General features: G+C 69.6%; 25 protein-coding genes, 1 other RNA gene and 1 riboswitch. Of the genes, 18 read left to right on the top strand and 8 right to left on the bottom strand.

The window, feature by feature from the left end; all coding sequences use genetic code 11:
• Window positions 1-231: 231 nt before the first annotated feature.
• Window positions 232-1575, bottom strand: a complete 1344-nt coding sequence (pssA, locus tag E5K04_RS11160; RefSeq protein ID WP_136554061.1) for a CDP-diacylglycerol--serine O-phosphatidyltransferase — start codon at window positions 1573-1575, stop codon at window positions 232-234.
• Window positions 1576-1732: 157 nt separating this feature from the next.
• Between pssA and E5K04_RS11165 the strand changes: the two genes are divergently transcribed.
• The 6 genes from E5K04_RS11165 (at window position 1733) to E5K04_RS11190 (ending at window position 7577) form a co-directional block, all read left to right on the top strand.
• Window positions 1733-2599, top strand: a complete 867-nt coding sequence (locus E5K04_RS11165; RefSeq protein ID WP_136554063.1) for a ferritin family protein — start codon at window positions 1733-1735, stop codon at window positions 2597-2599.
• On the top strand, window positions 2571-3074 hold the full coding sequence (gene rfaE2 / locus E5K04_RS11170; RefSeq protein ID WP_136554065.1) for a D-glycero-beta-D-manno-heptose 1-phosphate adenylyltransferase: 504 nt from the start codon (window positions 2571-2573) through the stop codon (window positions 3072-3074). Before E5K04_RS11165 ends, rfaE2 begins: the two co-directional genes overlap by 29 nt.
• Window positions 3071-4033: a biotin--[acetyl-CoA-carboxylase] ligase gene (locus E5K04_RS11175; RefSeq protein ID WP_136554068.1), complete on the top strand. Its 963-nt coding sequence runs from the start codon at window positions 3071-3073 to the stop codon at window positions 4031-4033. Before rfaE2 ends, E5K04_RS11175 begins: the two co-directional genes overlap by 4 nt.
• Complete coding sequence (locus E5K04_RS11180; protein ID WP_136554070.1) at window positions 4030-4746, top strand: type III pantothenate kinase; 717 nt, start codon at window positions 4030-4032, stop codon at window positions 4744-4746. The genes E5K04_RS11175 and E5K04_RS11180 overlap by 4 nt, the downstream gene beginning before the upstream one ends.
• The gene (locus tag E5K04_RS11185) at window positions 4743-5516 is read left to right on the top strand and encodes an SPOR domain-containing protein (RefSeq protein ID WP_136554072.1); all 774 of its coding nucleotides are present in this window, start codon (window positions 4743-4745) and stop codon (window positions 5514-5516) included. Before E5K04_RS11180 ends, E5K04_RS11185 begins: the two co-directional genes overlap by 4 nt.
• A gap of 93 nt (window positions 5517-5609) precedes the next feature.
• Window positions 5610-7577 (top strand): PhoX family protein, encoded by a 1968-nt coding sequence (locus tag E5K04_RS11190; RefSeq protein ID WP_136554075.1) that lies wholly within the window; start codon window positions 5610-5612, stop codon window positions 7575-7577.
• Window positions 7578-7607: 30 nt separating this feature from the next.
• Here the strand turns inward: E5K04_RS11190 and mdtD are convergent, their stop codons facing one another.
• Window positions 7608-9008, bottom strand: coding sequence for a multidrug transporter subunit MdtD (gene mdtD, locus E5K04_RS11195; RefSeq protein WP_136554077.1), 1401 nt, complete (start codon window positions 9006-9008; stop codon window positions 7608-7610).
• A 218-nt stretch (window positions 9009-9226) separates the two neighbouring features.
• Here mdtD and speB point away from each other — a divergent pair, with 218 nt between their 5' ends.
• Window positions 9227-10192, top strand: coding sequence for an agmatinase (speB, locus tag E5K04_RS11200; RefSeq protein ID WP_136554079.1), 966 nt, complete (start codon window positions 9227-9229; stop codon window positions 10190-10192).
• 1 nt (window position 10193) lies between these two features.
• On the opposite strand, the gene cobS is transcribed toward speB, so the two are convergent.
• Genes cobS through cobT form a run of 3 tightly spaced genes read right to left on the bottom strand, consistent with a single transcriptional unit; the run spans window position 10194 to window position 12540 of the window.
• The gene (cobS, locus tag E5K04_RS11205) at window positions 10194-10916 is read right to left on the bottom strand and encodes an adenosylcobinamide-GDP ribazoletransferase (RefSeq protein ID WP_136554081.1); all 723 of its coding nucleotides are present in this window, start codon (window positions 10914-10916) and stop codon (window positions 10194-10196) included.
• A complete protein-coding gene (locus E5K04_RS11210) occupies window positions 10904-11506 on the bottom strand; it encodes a histidine phosphatase family protein (protein WP_136554083.1) in 603 nt (200 codons plus the stop codon). Before E5K04_RS11210 ends, cobS begins: the two co-directional genes overlap by 13 nt.
• Window positions 11503-12540: a nicotinate-nucleotide--dimethylbenzimidazole phosphoribosyltransferase gene (gene cobT, locus E5K04_RS11215; RefSeq protein WP_136554085.1), complete on the bottom strand. Its 1038-nt coding sequence runs from the start codon at window positions 12538-12540 to the stop codon at window positions 11503-11505. Before cobT ends, E5K04_RS11210 begins: the two co-directional genes overlap by 4 nt.
• A gap of 65 nt (window positions 12541-12605) precedes the next feature.
• A riboswitch (cobalamin riboswitch) is annotated at window positions 12606-12782 on the top strand.
• Window positions 12783-12881: 99 nt separating this feature from the next.
• Here cobT and E5K04_RS11220 point away from each other — a divergent pair.
• The 11 genes from E5K04_RS11220 (at window position 12882) to E5K04_RS11270 (ending at window position 20659) form a co-directional block, all read left to right on the top strand.
• Window positions 12882-14717, top strand: a complete 1836-nt coding sequence (locus E5K04_RS11220; RefSeq protein ID WP_168929217.1) for a TonB-dependent receptor domain-containing protein — start codon at window positions 12882-12884, stop codon at window positions 14715-14717.
• Window positions 14717-15244 (top strand): bifunctional adenosylcobinamide kinase/adenosylcobinamide-phosphate guanylyltransferase, encoded by a 528-nt coding sequence (gene cobU / locus E5K04_RS11225; RefSeq protein ID WP_136554088.1) that lies wholly within the window; start codon window positions 14717-14719, stop codon window positions 15242-15244. The genes E5K04_RS11220 and cobU overlap by 1 nt, the downstream gene beginning before the upstream one ends.
• Window positions 15245-15321: 77 nt before the next feature.
• The gene (locus tag E5K04_RS11230) at window positions 15322-15531 is read left to right on the top strand and encodes a flagellar protein FliT (protein WP_136554090.1); all 210 of its coding nucleotides are present in this window, start codon (window positions 15322-15324) and stop codon (window positions 15529-15531) included.
• Window positions 15528-15857, top strand: a complete 330-nt coding sequence (locus E5K04_RS11235; RefSeq protein ID WP_136554092.1) for a cell division protein ZapA — start codon at window positions 15528-15530, stop codon at window positions 15855-15857. Before E5K04_RS11230 ends, E5K04_RS11235 begins: the two co-directional genes overlap by 4 nt.
• Window positions 15857-16041, top strand: a non-coding RNA gene (ssrS, locus tag E5K04_RS11240) — 6S RNA. Before E5K04_RS11235 ends, ssrS begins: the two co-directional genes overlap by 1 nt.
• Before the next feature lie 25 nt (window positions 16042-16066).
• Window positions 16067-16675: a 5-formyltetrahydrofolate cyclo-ligase gene (locus E5K04_RS11245; protein WP_136554094.1), complete on the top strand. Its 609-nt coding sequence runs from the start codon at window positions 16067-16069 to the stop codon at window positions 16673-16675.
• Window positions 16676-16723: 48 nt separating this feature from the next.
• A complete protein-coding gene (locus E5K04_RS11250) occupies window positions 16724-17194 on the top strand; it encodes an anti-virulence regulator CigR family protein (RefSeq protein WP_136554096.1) in 471 nt (156 codons plus the stop codon).
• Window positions 17195-17279: 85 nt separating this feature from the next.
• Complete coding sequence (locus E5K04_RS11255) at window positions 17280-17738, top strand: EVE domain-containing protein (protein WP_136554098.1); 459 nt, start codon at window positions 17280-17282, stop codon at window positions 17736-17738.
• Entirely contained in the window at window positions 17738-18544 is an 807-nt protein-coding gene (locus E5K04_RS11260; protein ID WP_136554100.1) for a sulfite exporter TauE/SafE family protein, read from the top strand. The genes E5K04_RS11255 and E5K04_RS11260 overlap by 1 nt, the downstream gene beginning before the upstream one ends.
• A 14-nt stretch (window positions 18545-18558) precedes the next feature.
• Window positions 18559-18945, top strand: coding sequence for a hypothetical protein (locus E5K04_RS11265; RefSeq protein ID WP_136554102.1), 387 nt, complete (start codon window positions 18559-18561; stop codon window positions 18943-18945).
• A 130-nt stretch (window positions 18946-19075) separates the two neighbouring features.
• The gene (locus E5K04_RS11270; RefSeq protein WP_136554105.1) at window positions 19076-20659 is read left to right on the top strand and encodes a methyl-accepting chemotaxis protein; all 1584 of its coding nucleotides are present in this window, start codon (window positions 19076-19078) and stop codon (window positions 20657-20659) included.
• Here the strand turns inward: E5K04_RS11270 and E5K04_RS11275 are convergent, their stop codons facing one another.
• From E5K04_RS11275 to cobD, 3 genes are read right to left on the bottom strand one after another with little or no spacing between them, the layout of a single operon-like run.
• A complete protein-coding gene (locus E5K04_RS11275; RefSeq protein ID WP_136554108.1) occupies window positions 20660-22105 on the bottom strand; it encodes a cobyric acid synthase in 1446 nt (481 codons plus the stop codon). It abuts the gene before it with no gap.
• Window positions 22102-22974, bottom strand: coding sequence for a cobalamin-binding protein (locus E5K04_RS11280; RefSeq protein ID WP_136554111.1), 873 nt, complete (start codon window positions 22972-22974; stop codon window positions 22102-22104). Before E5K04_RS11280 ends, E5K04_RS11275 begins: the two co-directional genes overlap by 4 nt.
• The gene (gene cobD, locus E5K04_RS11285) at window positions 22971-23969 is read right to left on the bottom strand and encodes a threonine-phosphate decarboxylase CobD (RefSeq protein ID WP_235844350.1); all 999 of its coding nucleotides are present in this window, start codon (window positions 23967-23969) and stop codon (window positions 22971-22973) included. Before cobD ends, E5K04_RS11280 begins: the two co-directional genes overlap by 4 nt.

A 23969-nucleotide genomic window follows, 5' to 3' on the forward strand; every position in this document is an offset into this window, starting at 1 on the left:
TCCGCAGACCCCCAGCTCCATGAGCTGGGGGTTTTGCTTTGTGCGCGCACCCAATACATCTGCAGCGCGCATTCTTCCACATCGCCCCGCATGCCTGGGGTTTGGTTGCCCGGCTAACAGCGCCGGCGTCGTAGCAGCTGTGCCGTATGCCTTCCCGCATTCCCCGCGCAGATAAACAAAAAGGGCGTGTCCGTCAGGACACGCCCTTTTGGCGTTTGTGTGTGCCATGCCTCAGAGCAGCCGCGAGACCAGCCGGTCGGCGCGTACCCGGTTCAGGCGGGTGAGCAGCTTGCGGGCTGGCTCCGGGTAGTCGCACAGCTTTTCCAGCTCGCGGTAGTGGCCGATGCGGCGGGTGTGGGTGAGGATGGCGGACAGCTCCGCGTCGCGCTGTGTGGCGAGCACCTGCTGCGGGTCATGCAGCAACAGGCCGTTTTCCAGGTCGAGGCTGAACGCACGCGGGTTCAGGTTGTTGCCGGTGAGCAGCATGCGCGTGCGGTCGACCCAGATCCCCTTCAGGTGGTAGCTCTGGCCTGGGTCGTTCCACAGGTAGAGGTTGAGGCGGCCGCTTTCGATGTCGTGCTGCTGTGCCTTGGCGAAACGGCGCAGGTTGGCTTCGTACAGATAAGGCAGCGCGCCGATCACCTTGAACGGCTGGTCCGGCGGGATGAAGAAGTCGTTGGCGGTCTTGTCGCCGACGATGATGTCGACCTGCACCCCGCGCGCGAGCAGCTTGCGGATTTCGCCAAGCAGCGGGCGCGGCAGGTTGAAGTAGGGTGTGCACAGCGTCAGCTGCTCGCGGCTGCTGGCCATCAGCTTCTGGATCAGCCGGTTGAGCGGGTTGCGCTTGCCGACCCCGACCACCGGGGTGACAGCCAACTGGCCGTGGTCCGCCACCGCGCCCGCACAGCGGTAAGCGGCGGTGCGCAGCGACTCGCGCAGCAGGCGGATGTCGCCGCGGATCTCGCGGGTCGACGGCGCTGCACGGTCGAGGCGGTGGACGGCGGGGTGTTCGATCAGCGCGTGCTGCATGAACGCGACCAGGCTGTCGGCGAGCTCGGGGCTGCGGATCAGGTGGTAGCGGTCGTAGCGGTAGCGCTCGCCGACGTGCAGGTAGACGTCGTTGAGGCTGGCGCCGCTGTAGAGGACGGTGTCGTCGATGACGAAACCCTTCAGGTGCAGGACGCCGAACAATTCGCGCGTCTGCACCGGGATCCCCCAGACGGGGACTTCCAGCCCAGGGTGGCGCTCGGCTTCTGCCCGGTACCACGCCGCGTTGCCCTCGGACTTGTCCTTGCCGATCAGGCCGCGCTGCGCGCGGTGCCAGTCGACCAGCACCGCGATCTCGAGCTCCGGCTGGCGGGCGCGCGCCGCGTACAGCGCGTCCAGCACCTGCGCGCCGCCCGCGTCCTGCTGCAGGTAGAGCGCGGCGATGTAGATGCGGCGGGTGGCGCCTGCGATCGAGGCGAGCAGGGTTTCGCGGAAGGCGGCGGTGTCGGCGAGCGTGCTTACGTCGCCGGCGGCCAGCGCGAAGCGCGGCAGCTCGTCCAGAAAAGTGCGTGGATCTTTAAAAAACATGGGCGTGCGTCGATTTGCTGAGGCTCGATGGTAGCATCAAGCGTGGCTTTCCACATGGCTTGCGAGCGCTTCCGGCAATGAAAGCGAGCAATAAAGTCTTTGCTCTAGCTCAAAGCAGGAAATACAATTTTCCGATCCGAAACGCAAGGACGTACGAATGCTATATCCCGAACTTTATGCCCAGCTCGAGAAGGCCCGCTGGAACATGGCGAGCGACATCCCTTGGGACGCGTTCGACGCGTCGCTCTTGAGCGACGAGCAGGCGCAGACGATCAAGATGAACGCGATCACCGAGTGGTCGGCGCTGCCGGCCACCGAGATGTTCTTGCGCGACAACCGCGACGACTCGGACTTCTCGGCGTTCATGTCGGTCTGGTTCTACGAGGAGCAGAAGCACGCGCTGGTGCTGATGGAGTACCTGCGCCGCTTCCGTCCGGAGCTGGTGCCCAGCGAAGCCGAACTGCACGCGGTGCGCTTCGAGTTCGACCCGGCGCCGCCCCTGGAGACGCTGATGCTGCACTTCTGCGGCGAAGTGCGGCTGACCCAGTGGTACCGCTGTGCGTCCGAGTGGCATACCGAGCCGGTGATCAGCGCGATCTACCGTCACCTGAGCCAGGACGAGGCGCGTCACGGCGGCTGCTACCTGAAGTACATGAAGCAGGCGATCGCGCGCCACGGCGACGCCGCACGGCTCGCGTTCGCCAAGATCGGCCTGCTGATGGCGTCGTCCGCCCGTTCGGGCAAGCCCTTGCACCCGACCAACCTGCACGTGAATGCCGGCCTGTTCCCCAACGACACCGTGCAGAGCCGCCTGCCCGACCCGGACTGGCTGGAGAGCTGGCTGACCTCGCAGATCCGCTTCGACGCGCCTTGGGAGGCGCGGGTGGTGGGTGGTATCCTTCGCAACCTGTCCAACCTGTTCGACGAGCCGCTGGAGACGGTGCAGCAACTGAGCCGTTACCGCAAGGTGCTCGCGACGCGCGTGAAGGAAACCGATGCCGAGCTACCCGCAACCGTCGTTTGAAGACAAGATCTGCCCGCCCGAGGCGCTGGCCGGGCGCATCGCTGCGCTGCCACGCCCGCTCGTGTTCACCAACGGCTGTTTCGACATCCTGCACCGCGGGCATGTGACCTACCTGGCCCAGGCGCGCGCGCTCGGCGCGAGCCTGGTGGTCGGCCTCAATACCGACGCCTCGGTGCGCCGCCAGGGCAAGGGCGACGACAGGCCGATCAACGGCGAGGCCAACCGCGCGGCGGTGCTCGCCGCGCTGGAAAGCGTCAGCCTGGTCACCTGGTTCGACAGCGACACGCCGGCCGGCCTGATCGAGACGGTGCGTCCCGACGTGCTGGTCAAGGGCGGCGACTGGAGCATCGAGCGCATCGTCGGCGCCGCCGAGACCCTCGCGCGCGGCGGCGAGGTGCATTCGATCCCCTTCCTGTTCGACACGTCGACCACCGCGACGCTGGGCAAGATCCGCGCAAGCGAAGGCCGCTCGTGAGCGATCACGCGTTTGCCGTGCTGCGCCTGTTGTCCGACGGGCGCTTCCACTCCGGCGAGGAGATGGCGCGCGCGCTCGGCGTGTCGCGCACGCTGGTCTGGCAGGCGGTGCATGCGATCGGCGAGGAATTCGGGCTGACCGTTTTCCCGGTGCGTGGCCGCGGCTACTGCCTGCGCGATCCCTTCGAGTGGCTGGACATGGGGGCGGTACGTGCCGCGCTGCCGGAGGACGGTGCACGCTGGACACTGACGCTGGCCGAGCGTACCGACTCGACCAACACCCAGCTGATGCGCCGCGCCGCCGAGGGCGCGCCCTCCGGCCTGGTGCTCGCCGCCGAGGCGCAGAGCGCGGGGCGCGGCCGGCTGGGCCGGCGCTGGCAGACCAGGCTGGGCGCGGGGCTGACCTTTTCCCTGCTGTGGCGTTTCGAGTGCGGCGTCGCCGGGCTGTCCGGCCTGTCGCTGGCGGTCGGCGTCGCCATCGTGCGTGCGCTGCGCAAATTTTCGGTGCCGGCGACGCTGAAGTGGCCGAACGACGTGCTGCTCGACGGGCGCAAGCTCGCCGGCATCCTGATCGAACTCTCCGGCGACGCGCAAGGGCCTTCGGCCGTGGTGATCGGCATCGGCCTGAACGTCGCCGACCCGGGCGAGGTCGACCAGGCCGTCGCCTCGCTCGCCGACGCCGGCGCACCGGTAGGGCGCAACGCGCTGTTCGGCGCGCTGCTCGCCGAACTGGGCGACGTGCTGGGGACTTTCCAGCGCGACGGCTTTACCGCGCTGCGCGACGAGTGGTCGGCGTACGCCGCGCACCGCGATGCGCCGGTGCGGCTGAGCTTCAGCCACGGCGAGCCGGTCGACGGTGTCGCGCTCGGTGTTGATGCGGCAGGCGCCTTGCGCGTGCGCACCGCGGCGGGCGAGCGCCTGTTCCACGTCGGCGAAGTCAGCCTGAGGGCCACGGCATGAGGCTATTGGTCGACGCCGGTAATTCCCGCGTCAAGTGGGCCGTCTATTCGGCTGGCGCCTGTGTCGCCGAAGGTGCGATCGCGCACGCCGACGCGGATACGCTGGCCGCCGCGTGGGCGCCGTTTGCGCTCGTCGACGGCTGGGCGTCCAACGTCGCCTCGGCCGACTTGCGCGCGCGCATCGACGCGGCGTCACCGGTGGCGCTGACCTGGGTCGGCGCCGCGCGCGCGGCGTTCGGCGTGATCAACCATTACCGCGAGGTGGGCGAGCAGGGCGCCGACCGCTGGCTGGCCGTGCTCGCCGCGCGGGCGCTGGTGGCCGGCGACGTGGTGGTCGCGTGCGCGGGCACCGCGCTGACCGTCGAGGCGCTGACCGCCGGTGGCGACTATCTGGGTGGGCTGATCCTGCCCGGCCACCACCTGATGCAGCAGAGCCTCGCGCGCGGCACCGCCCGTCTCGACCGCGAGCAGGGCGAACACCGGCTGTTTCCGCAGGGCACGTCCGACGCGATCGCCAGCGGCATCATCGACGCGCAGGCAGGGGCCATCGAACGCCTGCGCGCGCGCCTCGCGCAGGCGAGCGGCCGCCCCTCGCCCGAGGTGGTGCTCACCGGCGGCGGCGCGGCGGCCTTGGCGCCGCATGTCGCCGCGCCGGTACGTATCGTGGATAATCTGGTCCTTCTCGGTTTACTCAGGGTGGCGGACGCGTCATGAAGTGGTTCTTTGCGGCAGTGCTGGTGCTCAACCTGGCGGCAGGCGGCTGGATCGCGCTATCCAAGCCGCCCGTCGCCGATTTCTCCGCGCGCGAAGTCAGCCCGCAGCAGGTGAAGCTGTTGCCGGCAGGGTTGCCGGCCAGCGCGCCGGTGGCCGACCCGACCGCGACCCTGGTCGAGGCCAGCGCGCCGCTGGCCGTACAGCCGGCTTCGGCACCGGCCGCGCAAACGCTTGTGGCCAAGGCGGCAGCGCCCGCCAAGGCGGCCGCCCAGGTGCCAGCAGCCAAGCCCGCTGCGCTCGCCTGCTACCGCTGGGGCGCGCTCGACGACGCGCAGCTCTCGCGCGTCAAACGCGAACTCGCGCCGCTGCGCCTGAAGACGAGCCAGATGGCCGAACAGCGCGAAGAGGCGCCGGCGGCCGACGGCAAGCGCTGGGTTTACTACCCGCCGCTCGCGACGCAGGCCGAGACGCAGACGCTGATCGCCGAGCTGAAGGGCAAGGGCTTCGACAGCTATATCGTGCGCACCGCCGGCCCTCGCCAGGGCTACCTGTCGCTTGGCCTGTTCGGCAAGGCGTCGGCGGCCGAGGTGCTGGTCGCCCGCCTGAAGGCGGCCGGTTATCCGAACGCCGGCGTCGACGTGCGCGGCAAGGCGATCCAGCGGGTCCGCCTCGATTTTGTCCGCCTCGAATCATGGCAGGCCGACAAGCTGCGCTTGGCACAGCAGCGCCTGCTGCCCGGCGTCGCCCTGCAGGGCGTGCCCTGCCGCTGACTGTCATTTTTCCTTCATGCGACTGTGATGTGATTGTCATGGTTTCGTCTTAGTCTTGTCGTGTTACTCCGACACACAAGAGCAGGCGGAACCATGAGCGACAGCTACAAGATCAAGCATCACGGCGTGGACGACACGACCAACCCCAGCGCGGCGCCCGCGCTGTCCGACATCCTCGCCGCCAGGCTGAGCCGCCGCGACCTGATGCGCAGCAGCGCAGCCGCCGGCATCGCCGGCGCCAGCCTGAGCCTGATCCCCACGCTGGCCGAAGCCGCACAGGCGCCGTCGGCGGCCCGTCCGGCCAAGCTCGGTTTCACCGCCATCCCCTTCTCGAGCGCAGACCGCGTCGTCGTGCCGGAAGGCTACAGCGCCGAGGTGCTGTACGCGTGGGGCGATGCGGTCGGCCTGAAGGGCAACAGCCCGGCCTTCCGGGCCGACGCGTCGAACAGCGCCGCCGAGCAGGCCGCGCAGGCCGGCATGCACCACGACGGCATGGCATTCTTCCCGCTGCCGCAAGGCGCGCGCGCGTCCAAGCACGGCCTGCTCGCGATCAACCACGAATACACTGACGACGGCCTGCTGCACAGCGACGGGATGAAGACCTGGAACGGCGAGAAGGTGCTGAAGGCGCAGGCGGCGGTCGGCGTGTCGGTGATCGAGGTCGAGGACGCCGGCAAGGGCCGCGGCTGGCGCGTGGTGCGCCCGTCGAAATACGCGCGGCGCATCACCGCCAACACTCCGATCGGCATCGGCGGCCCGGCGCGCGGCCACGCGCTGATGAAGACCGAGGCCGACTCGCTGGGCGTCGAGATCCTCGGCACCCTGAACAACTGTGCCAACGGCAAGACGCCGTGGGGCACCTACCTTACCTGCGAAGAAAACTTCGACGGCTATTTCGTCAACGAGTCGGGCACGCTGTCGGACAACGAGAAGCGCTACGGCATCAAGAACAAGGACGCCGGCTACAAGTGGGCGTGGGAAGACTTCCGCTTCGACTTGCAGATCAACCCAAACGAGGCGAACCGCTTCGGCTGGGTGGTCGAGATCGACCCGTACGACCCGAAGTCCAAGCCCGTCAAGCGCACCGCGCTGGGCCGCTTCAAGCACGAGGGCGCGACGGTCACGCTCGCGCCGGACGGCCGCGCGGTGGTGTACATGGGCGACGACCAGCGCTTCGAGTACATCTACAAGTTCGTGTCGAAGGGCCGCTTCCAGGCCGGCAACGCCAAGGCCAACAGCCGCCTGCTGGACGAGGGCACGCTGTACGTCGCGCGTTTCGACGCCGACGGTTCCGGCCAGTGGCTGCCGCTGGTGCACGGGCAGAACGGTGTCGACGCTTCGCGCGGCTTCGCCGACCAGGGCGAGGTGGTGATCAAGGCGCGTCTGGCCGCCGACGTGGTCGGCGCGACCAAGATGGACCGCCCGGAGTGGATCGCGGTCAACCCCAAGGTGCCCGGCGAGGTCTACTGCACGCTGACCAACAACTCGGAGCGCGGTGGTGAGGGCAAGCCCGGCGTCGACGCGGCCAATCCGCGCGCCGACAACAAGTTCGGCCATATCATCCGCTGGCACGAGGCGGGCGGCAACGCGGCGGCGACGGCGTTCAAGTGGGACCTCTTCGCGCTGGCCGGCCGGCCCGATGCCAAGTCTGACGCGCACAAGGGCGCGCTCAAGGGCGACGCCTTCGGCAGCCCGGACGGCCTCGCCTTCGACGCGCAGGGCGTGCTGTGGGTGCAGACCGACGTGTCGACCTCGACGGTCAACATGAAGGAATACGCGGGCATGGGCAACAACCAGATGCTGGCGGTGGTGCCGCAGACCGGCGAATTCCGCCGCTTCCTGACCGGCCCCAACGGTTGCGAAATCACCGGCATCTCGTTCACGCCGGACAGTCGCACCATGTTCATCAACATCCAGCACCCGGGCGAGCCGGAGAACGAGCGCTCCGACCCGGCCAAGCCCAAGGCGATCTCTAGCTGGCCGGACGGCGACGCCGGCGGTCGCCCGCGCTCGGCGACGGTCGTCATCCGCAAGCTCGACGGCGGCGTGATCGGTAGCTAAGCGGGCGTGGCTGACAGCGGCCGGCGTGTTTCACGCCGGCCGTTTTCTTTTGCCCAGCAGCAAGAAGACCAGGCTGCCCGCCCAGCTTACGCAGGCCAGCGTGACGAAGGTGGCGTGGTAGGCGGCGAAGGTCTCGGCGCCATCCGGGTGGAAGCTGCGGCCCATGAACAGCGAGAGCACCAGCATCGCGAAGGTGAGTCCGATGCTTAGCGCCAGTTGCATCGCGGTCGACAGCAGCATGTTGCCGGCGCTCGCGTGTTCGGGCGGCAGGCCCGCCAGCGCGCTGGAATTCAGCGTCGAGAACTGCAGCGAGACGGCGAGGCCGAACACGAGCAGCACGCCGACGAAATAGGCGTTGGAGGTGCCAGGGCCGGTGAACGCCAGCGCGAGGATGGCGGCGCCGACCAGCGTGCTGCTGGCAAGCAGCACGGAGCGGCTGCCGAAACGGCGGATCAGCGGCACCACCGCCGGCTTGGCCGCCAGTGCGGCGGCGGCGATCGCCATCAGGATCAGGCCGGCGTGCGCAGGCGAGTAGAGGTAGGCCAGCTGCAGGAACAGCGGCAGCAACAGCGGGATGCCGCCCGACCCGAGCCGCGCGACCAGATTGCCGAGGATGCCGACGCTGAAGGTCCGGTTGCCGAAGATCGCCAGCGGGAACAAGGGTGACGCCGCGCGGCGCGCGTGCCGCACGTACAGCGCGAACGCGGCGACCCCGGCCACCACCAGCGCAGCCGTGGCGCCGGCGCCAAGCTTGTGTTCGCCGAACATTTCCAGCGCGTACGAGATCAGCAGCACGCCGCCAGCGACCAGCAGGAAGCCCTTCACGTCGATGCGGGCGGTCGGGTCTGAGATCTGTGGCATGTGGCGCAGCGCGAGCACGAAGCCGAGCACGCCGACCGGCACGTTGACGAGGAACACCCAGTGCCAGCTCGCGTAGGTGACGATCAGGCCGCCGACCGAGGGGCCGAGGATGGGGCCGATCAGACCGGGCAACGCGACGAAGTTCAGCGCCTCCATCCGGCTGTCGCGGTCGGGGTAGCTCTTGAGTACGGCCAGCCGGCCGGTCGGCAGCATCAGCGCGCCGCCTATCCCCTGCACGATGCGGCAGGCGATCATCTGCGCGAGCGACTGGCTCATCGCGCACAGGATGGAACCCAGCGTGAACAGCACGATGGCGGCGAGGAAGGTGCGGCGGGTGCCGAAGCGGTCGGCGACCCAGCCGGAGAGCGGCACCAGCACCGCCAGCGTCAGCACGTAGGCGACCAGCACCGACTGCATGGAGAGCGGGCTCTCGCCCAGACTCGCCGCCATCGACGGCAGGGCGGTGTTGAGGATGGTCGCGTCCAGCGTCTCCATGAACAGGCTGACCGCGGCAAGCCACGGCAGCCACGGCGAGACGCCCGGGATGCGGGGAGGGAGGAGGGTAGGCATGCCCCACTATATGTCCGGTGCGCGCCGTTTGCCGTGCAGCCGGGGTTTTGCGATGCCTTGGCAATTTGCCTGATGCTTAAAATAACTTGGCGGCATTTCCGGTTCACGGCACACTGCAGCACTGCGCGCCGCTGGGGCGCGCCAGCCTCAAACCGTCGGCTGTGCAAGATGGACGGTAGCCGGGCGCGGCCCGGCGTGATCCACATGGGGATTCATCCATGACGCAAACCCTGTCCGGTGACGGCGCGATCCGCCGCACCTCCCTGTACGGCTCCTCGATCGAGAACACCTACGCCGGCGTGCTGTCGTTCATGCGCCGCAACTACACGCGCGAGCTCGCCGGCGCCGACGTGGTGATTTCCGGCGTGCCGCTTGACCTGTCGACCACCTTCCGCCCCGGCGCCCGCCTCGGGCCCGCCGCAGTGCGCGCCGCCAGCGTGCAACTGGCCGAGTTGAAACCCTTCCCGTGGGGCTTCGACCCGTTCGAGGAGCTGGCGGTGACCGATTACGGCGACTGCTGGTTCGACGCGCACAACCCGCTGACCATCCGCGACACCATCACCGAGCACGCGCGCACCATCCTCGCTTCCGGTGCCAAGATGCTGACCCTGGGCGGCGACCACTTCATCACCTGGCCGCTCCTGATCGCGCACGCCGAGAAGTATGGCAAGCCCTTGAGCCTGATCCACTTCGACGCGCACTGCGACACCTGGCCGGACGACAACCGCGACAGCCTCAACCACGGCACGATGTTCTACAAGGCGGTGAACGAGGGGCTGATCGACCCGGCGCGTTCGGTGCAGGTCGGCCTGCGCACCTGGAACGACGACTTCATGGGGATCCCGCGCATCGACGCGCCGACCGTGCACGAGATCGGCGCGCAGGCTACGCTCGAACGCATCAAGGCCATCGTCGGCGACCACCCGACCTACCTGACCTTCGATATCGACTGCCTGGACCCGGCATTCGCGCCGGGCACCGGCACCCCGGTCCCGGGCGGGCTGACCAGCGCGCAGGCGCTGCACATCGTGCGCGGCATGACCGACGTCAACCTGGTCGGCATGGACGTGGTCGAGGTGTCACCGCCGTTCGACAACAGCGAGATCACCGCGCTGGCCGCCGCGCATATCGCGTGCGACCTGTTGTGCGTGCTCGCCAGCCGCAAGAAGGCCGGTCTCGCCTGATTCAGGCGAGCGCGAAGACGACGCAGGCGGTAAGCAGCAGCGTCTCGCTTACCTCGATGCCGGCGCCCAGACAGTCGCCGGTCATCCCGCCCAGCTTGCGTTTCAGGTAAGCCCACCAGAAGAGGCCCACCGCCGGCGCTACCAGTAGCGCCGGCGCGGTGAGCGCCGACAGCACGGCCAGCAGCGCGGCCGACAGCCAGAACGACGGCCAGTGGCTGCGCCACGCGAAGCGCTCGCCGCTGCCGGCCGAGAGCGCCGGCAGGGTGGATGACCAGGCGACGGCGGACAGCCGCGCCCACGCCGGGATCAGGACGAGCGCCGGCCACAGCGCATGGCGCGCGGCGAGCATCAGCAGCACCAGCTTGGCCGCCATCTGCCCGATGAGCACGATCACGCCGAAGCTGCCGACATGCGGGTCCTTCAACACCTCGAGGAAGCGTTCGCGCGAGCGGTGCGCCGCGCCCTGCGCGTCGGCGAGGTCGGCCAGCCCGTCCAGGTGCAGGCCGCCGGTGACCCAGGCCCAGGCAAGCCAGGCGGCGAGCGCGGCAAGCCAAGGGTCGAGCGGTGCCAGAAGCGCGAGCGGCGCGGCGACGCAGGCGCCCACCAGCAGGCCGACCACGGCGAACCAGCGCGCGGCGTCGGCCAGCCAGGCGGGGTCGAAGGTCTTCAGTTGCGGCGTCGGCAGCCGGGTCAGGAACTGGACGGCGAGGATCAGCGTACGCATGGGGCAGTGAGGCGGGTCAGGTAGGCCGGGTGGCCGTCGAGGATGGACAGCTGCGCGAAGCCGCCGCGCGGCACGGCGATCAGCCGCGCCGCGGAAAAGGGCAGCGACAGCAGCTCGGCGAGCAGCACGGTGATCACCCCGCCGTGCGCGATGAGCACGCGGTGGCTGCCGGTGGCGTCGCGCGTCCACTGCGCGAGCGCGGTGAGCACGCGGGTGCGGAACACCTCGAAGCTTTCGCCGCCGGGCGGGACGAGTTCGCCGCGCTCGACGCGGCCGCCCCAGCCGGGCTCGGCCGCTTCAAGGCGCGCCAGTGGTTCGCCGTCCCAGCCGCCGAAGTCCATCTCGGCGAAGCCCGCGTCGAGCTTCAGCGGCAAGGCGGCTTCCAGCGCGGCCTCGACCGCGAACGCGCGGCAACGCGCGAGCGGCGACGCCGCCAGCGCGGTGACCGGCGCCACCGCGCGGATCGCGTCCCACGCCGCGCGCATCTGAGCGTGGCCGGTATCGGTCAGCGCAAGGTCGGTACGCCCGACCAGACGGCCCAGGTGGTCGATCTCGCCGTGGCGCAGCAGGGTCAGCGTGTACGGGTTCATGCCTTGTCCGTGACGCCGGCCGACGCGAAGGTCGCCATCCCGGCGTGCAGTTGCAGTGCGGAGGCTATTAGCGGCAGCACCAGCGCGGCGCCGGAGCCTTCGCCCAGGCGCAGGCCTAGGTCGACCATCGGCGCGAGGCCCAGCCGCGCGAGCGCGGCCTGGTGGCCGGTTTCCTGCGAGCGGTGGCTGGCCAACAGCCAGTGTTCCAGCCCGGGTGCCATCGCGCACGCGGCCAGCGCGGCGGCGGCGGCGATGAAGCCGTCGACGACCGACGGCATGCCCAGTCGTGCGCCTTCCAGATAAAAGCCTGCCATCGCGGCGATCTCCAGCCCGCCAACCTCGGCCAGCACGGCGCGCGCGTCGGCGCCGGCGGGCAGCCGCGCGAGCGCCTGAGTGACGACGCGGGTTTTCAGTAGGAGCGCGGCGTCGTCGACGCCGGTGCCGCGGCCGACTACCGCCTCGGGCGGGAGCGCGCAGAAGTGGCAGATCAGCGCCGCCGACGGCGTGGTGTTGCCGATGCCCATCTCGCCGGCCACCAGCACGCCGGCGCCGGCGTCCACCGCGCGGCGGGCGGCGGCGCGGCCGGCCTCCAGCGCAGCGTCGACTTCCGCCTCCGTCATCGCCGCCGTGCGCGCGAGGTTGCGCGTGCCGGGCGCGACGCGGGCGCTGACGACGCCGGACAGTGCAGGCAGCGGCGAGGCGACGCCGACGTCGACCACCTCGAGGCGTGCGCCGTGCTGGCGCGCGAGCACGCAGATGGCGGCGCCGCCAGCGGCGAAGTTTTTCACCATCTCGGCAGTGACCGCCGAGGGGTAAGCCGACACGCCTTCGGCGGTGACGCCGTGGTCGGCGGCGAACACGGTGATCGCCGCCTTGGGCGGCCGCGGCACGGCCCGGCCTTGCCAGCCGGCGAAGCGGCAGGCGACGTCCTCGAGCATGCCGAGGCTGCCGGTGGGTTTGGTCAACTGGTTCTGGTGTGCGCGCGCCGCGGCGTACGCGGCGGCATCCGGGGTGGGGAGCTTGGTTTCTGGCATCCGGCGAGAATAAGCCCTTTGCCGGCACGCCTCAATATATTGATGCGTCGCAATAAAAAATTCGCATATAATGCGCGCCGCAGGTAACGGGAAGCCGGTTCAAGTCCGGCGCTGCCCCCGCAACGGTAAGGCCTCGCGCGTTCATTTCGCGCGCAGGCGGTGCACACGCCACTGTCGACAGACGGGAAGGCGCATCGCTGGCATGGCCAAGCCCGGAGACCGCCCTGCGCATGTGTACTGGAGTATCGCGGGGAGGCGATCACGACACGGCCTGTCCGCTGTGCTGCGCGTTGCGCGCTAATCTTCCTGCACTCCCCTATCGTTTCCGAGGAGTGTCTCAAATGTTTGCCAGAAAGCCGCTGGCCGCGCTGATCGCGCTGGCTATCACCCCCGCCGCGTTCGCGGCCACCGTCCCGCTGCAGGCCGAAGAAGTCGTGGTCACCGCCACGCGCACGCCGACCCCGGTGTCCAAGGTGCTCTCCGACGTGACCGTGATCACCCGCGAGGAGATCGAGGAGACCGGCGCCACCCAGCTGACCGAACTGCTGGCGCGCCAGCCGGGCATCGAAGTAGCTTCGACCGGCGGTTTGGGTTCCAACGCATCGGTATTCATCCGCGGCGCTAATTCAGACCACACGGTGATCCTGGTCGACGGTGTGCGCATCGTGTCCGGTACGCTGGGGACGACGGCGCTGCAGCATATCCCGCTGGAACTGATCGATCGGGTGGAGATCCTGCGTGGACCCGCTTCCAGCCTGTACGGCGCAGACGCGATTGGCGGGGTGATCCAGGTGTTCACCCGCAAGGGTAGCGGCGCGCCGAAGTTCCACGCGAGCCTTGGATTTGGTGAGTACGGTACGGTCGAGACGGGAGCAGGTATCAACGGCAAGGTCGGTGATACGGCTTTTGGTCTCAACCTCAGCCACCAGTCGACGAATGGCTTCTCGGCCCAGAACGCGGGCGCGGATAGCAAGTGGGGCAAACACAATCCGGATCGTGATGCCTATCGCGAAACCGGTTACAGTGCCTACCTGAGTCACACGCTGGCGCCGGGGCAGGCGCTGACGGCGCGCGCGTTCCAGACTTTCGCTAATAATGAGTTCGATTCGGATCCCACGCGGCAAGATGAAACCAAGACGCGCCTGGCCGGGCAGAGCATTGAGTCGCGCAACCAGCTGACCGACAACTGGACCAGTACGCTGCGTTTCTCGCACGCGCAGGACAAACAGGACACATCGGGCGCTTATCCTTCGCTCTACCAGACCACGCAAAACGAGTGGACCTGGCAGAACGACTTCGCTACCAGCCTCGGCAATGTGCAGCTCGGGGTTGATCACCGTCAGCAGAAGATCGACAGCAGCAAGGATTATGCAGAAACCGACAAAACGGTGAAGTCGGTCTTTGCTGGCTATCAGGGCGAGTTTGGCCAGAGCCTGTTGCAGGCCAGCGTGCGCAACGATGATGACTCGCTTTACGGCAATAAAACCACCGGGCAGTTTGGGTATGGCTTGCGTTTTGCCGAGGGCTGGTTGGCTCGGGCGGCCTACGGTACGGCTTTCAAGGCGCCAACTTTCAATCAGCGTTTCTATCCCGGTTCGGAAAACCCGGATATTCGGCCGGAGACTTCGCGCAATACTGAAGCGGCGTTGGAGTGGAATAGGGGGGTAAACATGGCAAGTCTGACCTGGTTCCGCAACCAGGTTGAAGATTTGATCGAATGGGCGCCCAATCCGGCCAGACCAGGATGGTCGCTCCCATCGAATGTCAGCGAGGCCCGCCTGGCGGGTTACACGCTGGAAGCCGGTACCCAACTGGCCGGCTTCGACCTTTCGGCCTCCGCGACCTGGCTCGACGCGCGTAATAGCGAAACCGGCCAGCGACTCGTCCGCCGTGCGCAGCGTTTCGCCAGCGCCAACGTCAGCCGGATGGTCGGCGACTGGACGCTGGGTGGCAGCGTGCAGGCGTCCGGCGAGCGTCTTGACAAGGATCCGGATGGCAAGCGCAAGATCCTGCCGGGCTACGCGACGGTCAACCTGTACGCCGACCTGAAGCTGGACGCCGAGTGGACGGCGACGGCGCGTGTCGAGAACGTCGCCGACCGCGACTACGAGACCGCCTACGGCTACAACACCGCCGGCCGCACCTGGTTCGTCGGCGTGCGCTACCAGCCCAAGTAATGGCTGCCCATCTCGTCAGCGGCGGAGCCCGCTCCGGCAAGAGCCGTTTCGCCGAGGCGCTGGCGCTCGCGCACGGCGGCCGCGTCGTCTACGTCGCGACCGCCGAGCTGACGGGGGACGCCGAGTTCGCGTCGCGCGTCGCACACCACCGCGCGCGCCGGCCGGTGCACTGGGCGCTGGCCGAGGCGGACCGGCGCCTGGCGGCGGTGCTCGCGCGGCACGCCGCCGCCGACACCCTGCTGTTGGTCGACTGTCTGGGCATGTGGCTGATGCGTTTTTACGGCGAGGCCGGCTTCGACGAGACGGCGTGGGCGAGCGAACGCGCGGCGTTGCTGGACGCGTTGGCCCGCTTGCCCGGCGAAATCGTGCTGGTGTCGAATGAGGTCGGCTGGGGCGTGGTCGGCGCCGACGCGGCGACCCGCCGCTTCGTCGACGAACTGGGCCGGCTCGGCCAGGACGCGGCCGCCGTGTGCAAGCGGGTGACGCTGGTCGCCTGCGGCTTGCCGCTCCCGCTCAAGACCGGCTGAAACCGGGGTGCGGCGCGTGCCACAGCGCGCCGCGCGGCGGTTTGACGCTGGGTCGGCGCTTGGCTATGCTCGCCGCCATGGATACCGAATTCGAACAACTGGAAGGCCGCGTCGGCGCGTTGATCGCGCGGGTACGCGAACTTGACGAGCAGAACGAGCGGATGGCGGCCGTGCTGGCCGAAGTGCTCAAGGAAAACGCCGAGCTCAAGTTCCTGGTCGAGGAGACCCGCAGCCGGGTCGCCGACCTGATCGGCCGGCTGCCGGGCGAAGCGGAGGAGACAGCATGAGCAACCTCGTCCAGGTCGACGTCAACCTGCTGGGGCGCCAGTTCACCATCGCGACCCCGCTGCAGGAGCAGGATACGCTGCGCCAGGCGGTGCGCCTGCTCGGCGACAAGATCGAGCAGATCCAGGGTTCGGGCCGCATCATGGACACCGACAAGATCGCCATCATGGCCGCGCTGAATATCGCGCACGATCTGCTTAAGACAAAAGTCGGCGAAAACTTGGAGATGGCCGAGTTTCAACGTAGAATACAGGCAATGGTCGAGGCCGCAGACGCGGCGCTAGGCCAGACCCAGCCGGCCGACGCCGGCGGGCACTGCACCGGTTAATCCCCCTGCGGTGTGCGAGAAGGCACATAATTTCCTTGAACCAATGTGTTCGCTTTGGTTGTTGGCGTTAACGTGCACCGGCGTGTCGCTCCGCTTGTCGGAAGCGCCCAAGGTGCAAGGCCGATGACCCCCTTTGTCCAAGGGTTCAAGCGAATTTCGCCGGATCGCCACTCGCGGGGGGCTCCCTTCCCCGCCTTGCTTCCCCTTCGATGAACCAATCGACCGCCGTCGACAAGCAGGCGCTGCGCAGGCAGCTGCGCCGGGCGCGCATGGCCAAGCCGCGCGCCGAACGGCTGGCCGCCGCCACTGCGCTCACGCGCCACGGTGCCAGGCTGACCGGCCGCGGCCGTCGCATCGGCGGCTACCTCGCCGCCGGCTCCGAAATCGACCTCGAACCCCTGATGAGCGCGGCGCTGTTCCGCGGCGCACGGCTGTTCCTGCCGCGCATCCCCGCGCGCGGGCGCCGGCTGTGGTTCGCGCGGGTCGGCGGCGCCGACCGCTGGCGGATCCACCCGCGCTACCGCATCGTCGAGTACGACGGGCCGCTCGCGCGCGCCGAGCGGCTCGACGTGCTGTTTGTCCCGCTGTTAGGCGTCGACGATGACGGTTACCGGATGGGGCAGGGCGGCGGTTTCTACGACGCGACGCTTGGCTACCGCAGCCGGCGTGCGGGCGGGCCGTGGCTGGTCGGCGTCTGTTACGACTGCCAGCGCGTCGCGCGGGTGCCGCGCGAGCCGTGGGACGTCCGCCTCGACGCCCTGCTCACCGAATCCGGCCTGTACCGGCTGGGGCCGGGCGGCTGGCGGCGCTGGTGCTGAGCGTTTAAGCTGCGCGTGATCACGATCTTGCCCGGGAGGACTCCCACGATGAAATTCCTGTTCCGACACGCCCTGAGCGCCACCCTAGCGCTTGCGCTCGGCAGCGCGCCCGCGCTGGCGGCGCCGCCCGAGGGCAAGGGCAAGCCCGACAAACACCAGGGCCACGGCAAGCCGCAAAAGCACGGCCAGCCAGGCCGGCCGGATTCCGGCTACGACAGCGCCGACGCCGCGCGCGACCTGGTGCGTGCCGGCATCACCGCCGCTGCCGTGCGCGCGATCATCGGCGAGCGGCATCTGGATCTGGGCGGTTACGCCGCGCTGCCGCCGGGCATCCGCAAGAACCTGGCGCGCGGCAAGCCGCTGCCGCCGGGCATCGCTAGGAAGGCCGTGCCGGCGCCGCTGCTGGGCGAGTTGCCCAAGTACCCGGGCTACGAGTGGCAGGTCGCCGGGCGCGACCTGGTGCTGGTCGCGATCGGCAGCATGCTGGTCGCCGACGTGCTCAGCGGCGTGTTCGACTGAGGGCCAACCCGGCTTGCGCCGGGATGCCAACCCCCCACACAATGCCGGCTTGATGCCGGCATTGTGCGTTGCAGAAGGAGTGTAAGTGGCTTACTGGCTGATGAAGTCGGAACCGGACGACACGTCGATCGACGACCTGGCGAGGGAACCGGAGCGCGCGTTCGAGTGGACCGGCGTGCGCAACTACCAGGCGCGCAACATGATGCGCGACGCGATGCAGGTCGGCGACCGGGTACTGTTCTGGCACTCGTCGTGCCCGGCGCCCGGCATCGCCGGCGTCGCCGAGGTGGTGTCGGCCGCGCACGCGGACAGCAGCCAGTTCGACCCGGCCAGCCCGTGGTTCGACGCGGCCTCGACGCCGGACGCGCCGCGCTGGCAGTGCGTCGACGTGCGCTTCGTGCGCAAGCTGGCGCTGGTGTCACCCGCGCTGCTGCGCGCGGTGCCCGGCCTTGAGGACATGCAGGTGCTGCGCCGCGGCAACCGCCTGTCCATCACCCCTGTCACGCCCGAACAATGGGCACTCATCATGGAGCATTTCGGCTGATGCTATCCCTGTCGTTGATTCTGGTATTGCTAGTGTGCGGCGCCGCCGCGGGTTTCCTCGCCGGGCTGCTCGGCGTCGGTGGCGGGCTGGTGATCGTGCCGGTGGTGGTCGGCGTGCTGTCCGCCGCCCATCTGGGCGAGGGGCATGTCCAGCATCTGGCGGTCGGTACCTCGCTGGCGGTGATGGTGTTCACCAGCTTCACCAGCGTGCGCGCGCACAACGCCAAGGGCGCGGTCGACTGGACCATCGTGCGGGGCATGGCGCCGGCGATGGTCGCGGGCACGCTTGGCGGCAGCCTGATCGCCGGCTGGATTCCCGGCGCCGGCCTGCGCTGGTTCTTCGTGCTCTACGCTTACATCATCGGCGCGCAGATGTACTTCGGCGCCAAACCCAAGGGCAGCCGCGAGATGCCGGGCACCGCCGGCAAGGCCGGCGCCGGCAGCCTGATCGGCATGGTCTCGAGCTGGGTCGGCATCGGTGGCGGCTCGATGAGCGTGCCATTCATGAACTGGTGCAACGTGCCGGTGCACACCGCGATCGGCACCAGCGCCGCGCTGGGCTGGCCGATCGCGCTGTCCGGCGCGCTGGGCTATCTCTACACCGGCTGGGGCGAGCAGGGCCTGCCGTGGGGTTCGGCCGGTTACGTCTACCTGCCGGCGATGCTGGTACTGATGGTGATGACGGTGCTGCTCGCGCCGATCGGCGCGAGCGCCGCGCACCGCTTGCCGGTGGCGAAGCTGAAAAAGGCGTTCGCCATGCTGATGGCGGTGATGGCGACCCAGATGTTGTGGACGCTGTTGCGATGAACGGGAGAACAGGCATGCGCAAGTGGATCGGTGCCTTGCTCGGCTGCATGCTGGCCGCGCCGGCTGCCGCGTACAGCGACGAGGCGAGGCTGCCGTTTACCGGCCAGGCCGACCAGTTGCCGGTGCAGGTGGTGGTCGACTTCCTCGGCCACCGTCTGGGCGCCGACGGCCGCTTCGAGTATGCGACGCTGAAGATCGAGCAGCACAGCCGGCCCGAAGCGTTCGAGCACGCGCGCATTACCGTGGTGCGCGAGGGCCTGCTGGACGACAGCGTGCACGGCAACCGCTGGCGCTTCGACGTCAACCGCACGGCCGACGGGCGCTGGCGGATCGACACGCTGCGCGAAGACTTTTCCTGCCGCCGCGGCCGCGCCGGCTGGGGCGTGCAGCCCTGCCGCTGAGGCGGCAGGCAGGACCGTTTTGCAAGTAAAACCATGCGAATGGCGCGGTTGAATCAATAAATAAAGCCAAATATCATATTTTGTATAAGATTTTTGGCCTTGTCTGATTTAACTTCCTGCGAGTCTTGGCATGCGCGTCAACCAACCCGTCACCGGCGTCGAGCATAGGCTCGACCCCAAGCTTCCCATCGTCTCCCGCACCGACCTCAAGGGTCGCATCGTCTACGTCAACCCGGCCTTCGTCGAGATCAGCGGCTTCACCCGCGAAGAGCTGATCGGCCAGCCGCACAACCTGGTGCGCCACCCGGACATGCCGCCCGAGGCGTTTGCCGACATGTGGCGGACCTTGCAGGCGGACCTGCCGTGGCGCGGCCTCGTCAAGAACCGCTGCAAGAACGGCGACTACTACTGGGTCGAGGCGTACGTGACGCCGGTCTACGAGGCCGGGCAGAAGGTCGGCTACCGCTCGGTGCGCAGCCTGCCTAAGGCGGAGGAGGTGCGCGCGGCCGAAGCGCTGTACGTGGCGGTACGCCGGCGCGAGGCGACCCTGCCTCCAACCCGCTACCGCACGCAAACCGCGCTGGCCGTGCGTGTCGGCCTGCTAGCGGTGCTGCCGGTATCGCTGGCCAGCCTGGTCGAATTGCTGGGCGTGCCCGTGTGGCTGGCCGGACCGGCCGCGCTGGTGCTCGCCGCCGCGCTGGCCGGCTGGTTCTGGGCAGGGCTGACCCGGCCGCTGCGCGACTTGCGCCACGCCCTGCAGCAACTGGGCGAGGGGAATTTCCGTTTCGAGATCGATGCGCGCGCGCCGCGCGAGTTTTCCGGCGCGCTGATCGAGATGAAGTCGATGCAGGTGGGCCTGCGGGCCATCATCGCCGACGTGGTCTCCGGCGCCGAGCGGATCCGCCGGCAGGCCCAGCAGGCGCGTAACGGCGTCGGCGAAGTCAGTGCGCGCGAGCGCGATCAGGCGGACGGCCTCTCGGCGGTCGCCGCGGCGCTCGAAGAGTTGTCGGCGTCGGTGCGCGAGATCCACGACGCGACCGCCCGCAGCGCCGGCCAAGCTGGGCAGACCCGGACGCTGGTCGAGACGGGCCAGCGCTCGATGAATTCGACGCTGGCGGTGACCGAGGCGCTGGCGCCGCGCATGCAGGCGACGCGCGAACTGATGGACGCGCTGGGCAGCGACGTCGCCGCGGTCGGCGAGATCACGCAGGCGATCCGCGACATCGCGGACCAGACCAACCTGCTGGCACTGAACGCGGCGATCGAGGCGGCGCGCGCCGGCGAGTCCGGCCGCGGCTTCGCGGTGGTCGCCGACGAGGTGAGGAAGCTTGCCGAGCGCACCAGCGAGAGCACGCAGAAGATAGGCAGCACGATTGCCACCATCGTCGGGCGTACCGGCGACGCGCTGGTGTCGACCCAGCAGGCGGCCGCCGGCGTCGACGAGGGCGGCACGCTGATCCGCGAGAGCCACGGCGTGTTCGCCGACATCCTGGTGTCGGCCGACGCGGTCACCGCCGCCGCCGGCGACGTCGCGACCATGCTGTCCCAGCAAAGCCAGGCGTCGGAGGACGTCGCGCGCAGAATGGAGGCGATCAGCGCGGCGAGCGAGCAGAACGCGCACAGCCTGCGCCGTACCGACGACGCGGTGGACGCGCTCGCTGAAGACGCCGACGCGCTGCGCGTGCTGGTCGGCCACTTCGAGCGCAGCCTGTAATCAGTCCTTCTCCAGCGCCTGTAGCGCGCGGTAAAGCGGCAGGCAGGCGTCGGCGAGCCGCTCGAGGCTCGCCTCGCGCAGGGCGCTGAGGTTGACCGCCTGCGCGTCTGCCATCCCCGCCCAGCCAAGCAGTGCCGCCTGCGCCGCGGGGTGGTCGAACAGCCCGTGCACGTAGCTGCCCAGGATCTGGCCGTCCGCGCCGATCGCGCCTTCCGGTCCGTCGTCCAGCAAAAACGCGGGCTGCGCGAGCGCGGGGCCGCGACTCACCCCCATGTGCATCTCGTAGCCTTCGACGCGTGCGTCGGCGAAGGCGCAGTGCCCCGCCACCCGCGCCAGGCGCTTGCTGCCTCCCAGCCGGGTGTCGATTTCCAGCAGCGCCAGCCCCGCGTCCGTCCCCGCCGGGCCCTCGACGCCGTCCGGGTCGGCGACGTTCTGCCCGAGCATCTGGAAGCCGCCGCACACGCCGATCAGCTTGCCGCCGTAACGCAGGTGGCGGCGGATGTCGGCGTCCCAGCCGTTCGCCTTCAGCGCGGCGAGGCCGGCGCGGGTGTCCTTGCTGCCGGCCAGCACGATCAGGTCGGCCGGCGGCAAGGGCTGGCCTATACGGGCGTAGGTCAGGTCGACGCCGGGGTGCGCGCGCAGCGCGTCGAAGTCGGTGTGGTTGCTCAGGCAGGGCAGCGCCGGCACCACCACGCGGAACGCGCCGCGGCTTTGCCGCGCGTCGATCGCGTCCTCGGCGTCGAGTACCAGGCCGTCCAGGTGTGGCAGCACCGCGAGCACCGGCTTGCCGGTCTCGCGCTCGAGCCAGTCGACGCCGTCGGCGAGCAGCTCGGGCAGTCCGCGGAAGCGGTTGATCACGAAGCCGACCACCCGCGCACGTTCGGTTGCGGACAGGCAGGCGAGGGTGCCGACCAGATGGGCGAAGGCGCCGCCCTTGTCGATGTCGACGACCAGCACCACCGGGCAGTCGACCGCCTCGGCAAAGCCCATATTGGCGAGGTCGCCCGCGCGCAGGTTCACCTCGGCCGGGCTGCCGGCGCCCTCGACCAGCACCGTCCGGTAGCGGCTTTGCAAGCGCGCGAACGCCGCGCACGCGGCTGCGAGCGCCTGCGGCTTGTAGGCGTGGAAGCCGTGCGCGTCCATGCCGGACACCACCTGCCCGCCGACGATCACCTGCATGCCGTTCGCCTGCGGCTTGAGCAGCACCGGGTTGAGGTCGCAGACCGGGTCTATGCCGGCGGCGATCGCCTGCAGCGCCTGCGCGCGGCCGATCTCGCCGCCGTCGACGGTGACCGCGCTGTTGAGCCCCATGTTCTGCGGCTTGAACGGCGCGACAGCGACGCCGTCGCGCGCGAGGAGGCGGCACAGCGCGGCGACTACCGTGCTCTTGCCGGCGTCCGAGGTGCAGCCTTGCACCATCAGCGCGGGAAACGGCAGGCCCTTCATCGGCGCCGCGCCCGCGCCGCGTCGAGCGCGGCGCACAGTTGTTCGGCGCCGGCGATGGCGCGCGGGCCGGCGCGGCTGAGCAGGTCGGCGTCGATGGCCAGCAGGTTGCCCGCGCGTACCGCCGGCAGCGACGGGTAGCGCCGCCAGCGCGCGAACGCGTCGTCCTGGGGCCGGCTCGCGCCGGAGACGATCGCCTCGGGGCGCGCGGCGAGCACCGCCTCTTCCGACACCACCGGCGCGGTCACCGGCAGCGCGCCGAACACGTTGACGCCGCCGCACAGGCGGATCGCGTCGCTGGCGATGGTGTGCGCGTTGAGGGTATACAGCGGTTTGTCCCACACCTGGTAGAACACCGAGAGCTTGCCGCGCCCCTGGTAGCGGCGCGTGAGCGCATCCAGCCGCTGGCGGTAACCCTGTGCGGCGGCACGCGCCTGTGGCCCGCTACCGGCGAGCACGCCGAGCCGCTCGACGGCGCCGGGCACGGCGGCGAGCGTCTGCGGGTCGCTGTAGTAGAGCGGGATGTTCAGCGTCTGGAGGCGGGCGAGCTGCTTGCCGGCGTTGCCATGCCGCCAGACCACGATCAGGTCGGGCTTGAGCGCGGCGATGCGTTCGAGGTCGAGCTGGCGGTTGTCGCCGACGCGCGGGACCTTTCTTGCCGCAGGCGGGTAGTCGCTGTACTCGACCGCGCCGATCACCCGCTCGCCGGCGCCGGCGGCGAACAAGAGTTCGGTCACGTGCGGGGCCAGGCTGACGATTCGCTTGGCAGGTGCGGCGAGCGTGACGGTGTGGCCGGCGTCGTCGGTCGCGCTGACGGTGGCGAAGGCGGGGACGCAGGCGAACAGGGCGGACAGGCAGCAGATGCGTTTCATGGCGTGGCCTCGTAGCTTGCCAGTGCGTGTGTCAGGCGCTGCCAGGCGGTCTCATCCGGCGGCAGGCCGCAGCGCAGCCCGCGCGCGGCGTTGTCGAACAGGCGCAGCCACAGGCCGTGGCGCGCGAAGTGCGCGTGCAGGCAGGCGGGGTCCGCCTGCGGCCACCAGGCAAACAGGGCGCTGCCGTTCGTTGCGCAGCCGTGGCGGGCGAGCAGCGCGTGCAAGCGCTCGCCGTCGGCGGTCAGCCGCGCGCGCATCGCCTGTTGCCAGCCGGTGTCGGCAAGCGCCGCGCGGCCGATCGCCTGCGCCGGGCCGCTGACCGTCCACGGGCCGATCTCGGCGGCGAGGCGGGCGAGCAGCGCGGGAGACGCCGCGACGAACCCCAGCCGCAGCCCGGCGAGGCCGAAGAATTTGCCGACCGAGCGCAGCACGATGAGGCCCGGCCGCGCGCTGCAGTCGGCAACCGACTGCGCGGGGTCGACGTCGGCGAACGCTTCGTCGACCACCAGCACCCCGCCGCGCGCGGCGAGGGCGTCCGCCCACGCGAGCAGCGCTTCGCGGCGGGTGCGCTCGCCGGTCGGATTGTTCGGGTTGCAGATTATGGCGATGTCGGCACGGCCAAGCGCGCCTTCGAAGCCGGCGAAGCTGACCGTCTCGACGCGGTGGCCGGCGAGCTGCCAGCCGTGCGCGTGTTCGCCGTAGGTCGGCGAGGCGACCAGCACGCGGCAGGGCGCGAACAGGCGGGGCAGCGCACGGATCGCCGCCTGCGTGCCGGCAACCGGCAGCAGCGCCGGCGCGCCGTAGTAGCGGGACGCGGCGGCGGTGAGCAGCGGGTCGGCTTCGGGCAGCCGCTGCCAGGCGTCGCCGGCGAGCGGCGGCACCGGGTAGGCGTAGGGCGACAGGCCGGCGGAGAGGTCGATCCAGTCGAGGTCGCCGTAGCGGCGGCGGGCGTCGGCGAGGTTGCCGCCGTGCGGCAGCAGGGGCATGTGTTCCAT

The sequence above is a fragment of the Crenobacter intestini genome (assembly GCF_004919095.1).
Lineage (GTDB): Bacteria > Pseudomonadota > Gammaproteobacteria > Burkholderiales > Chromobacteriaceae > Craterilacuibacter > Craterilacuibacter intestini.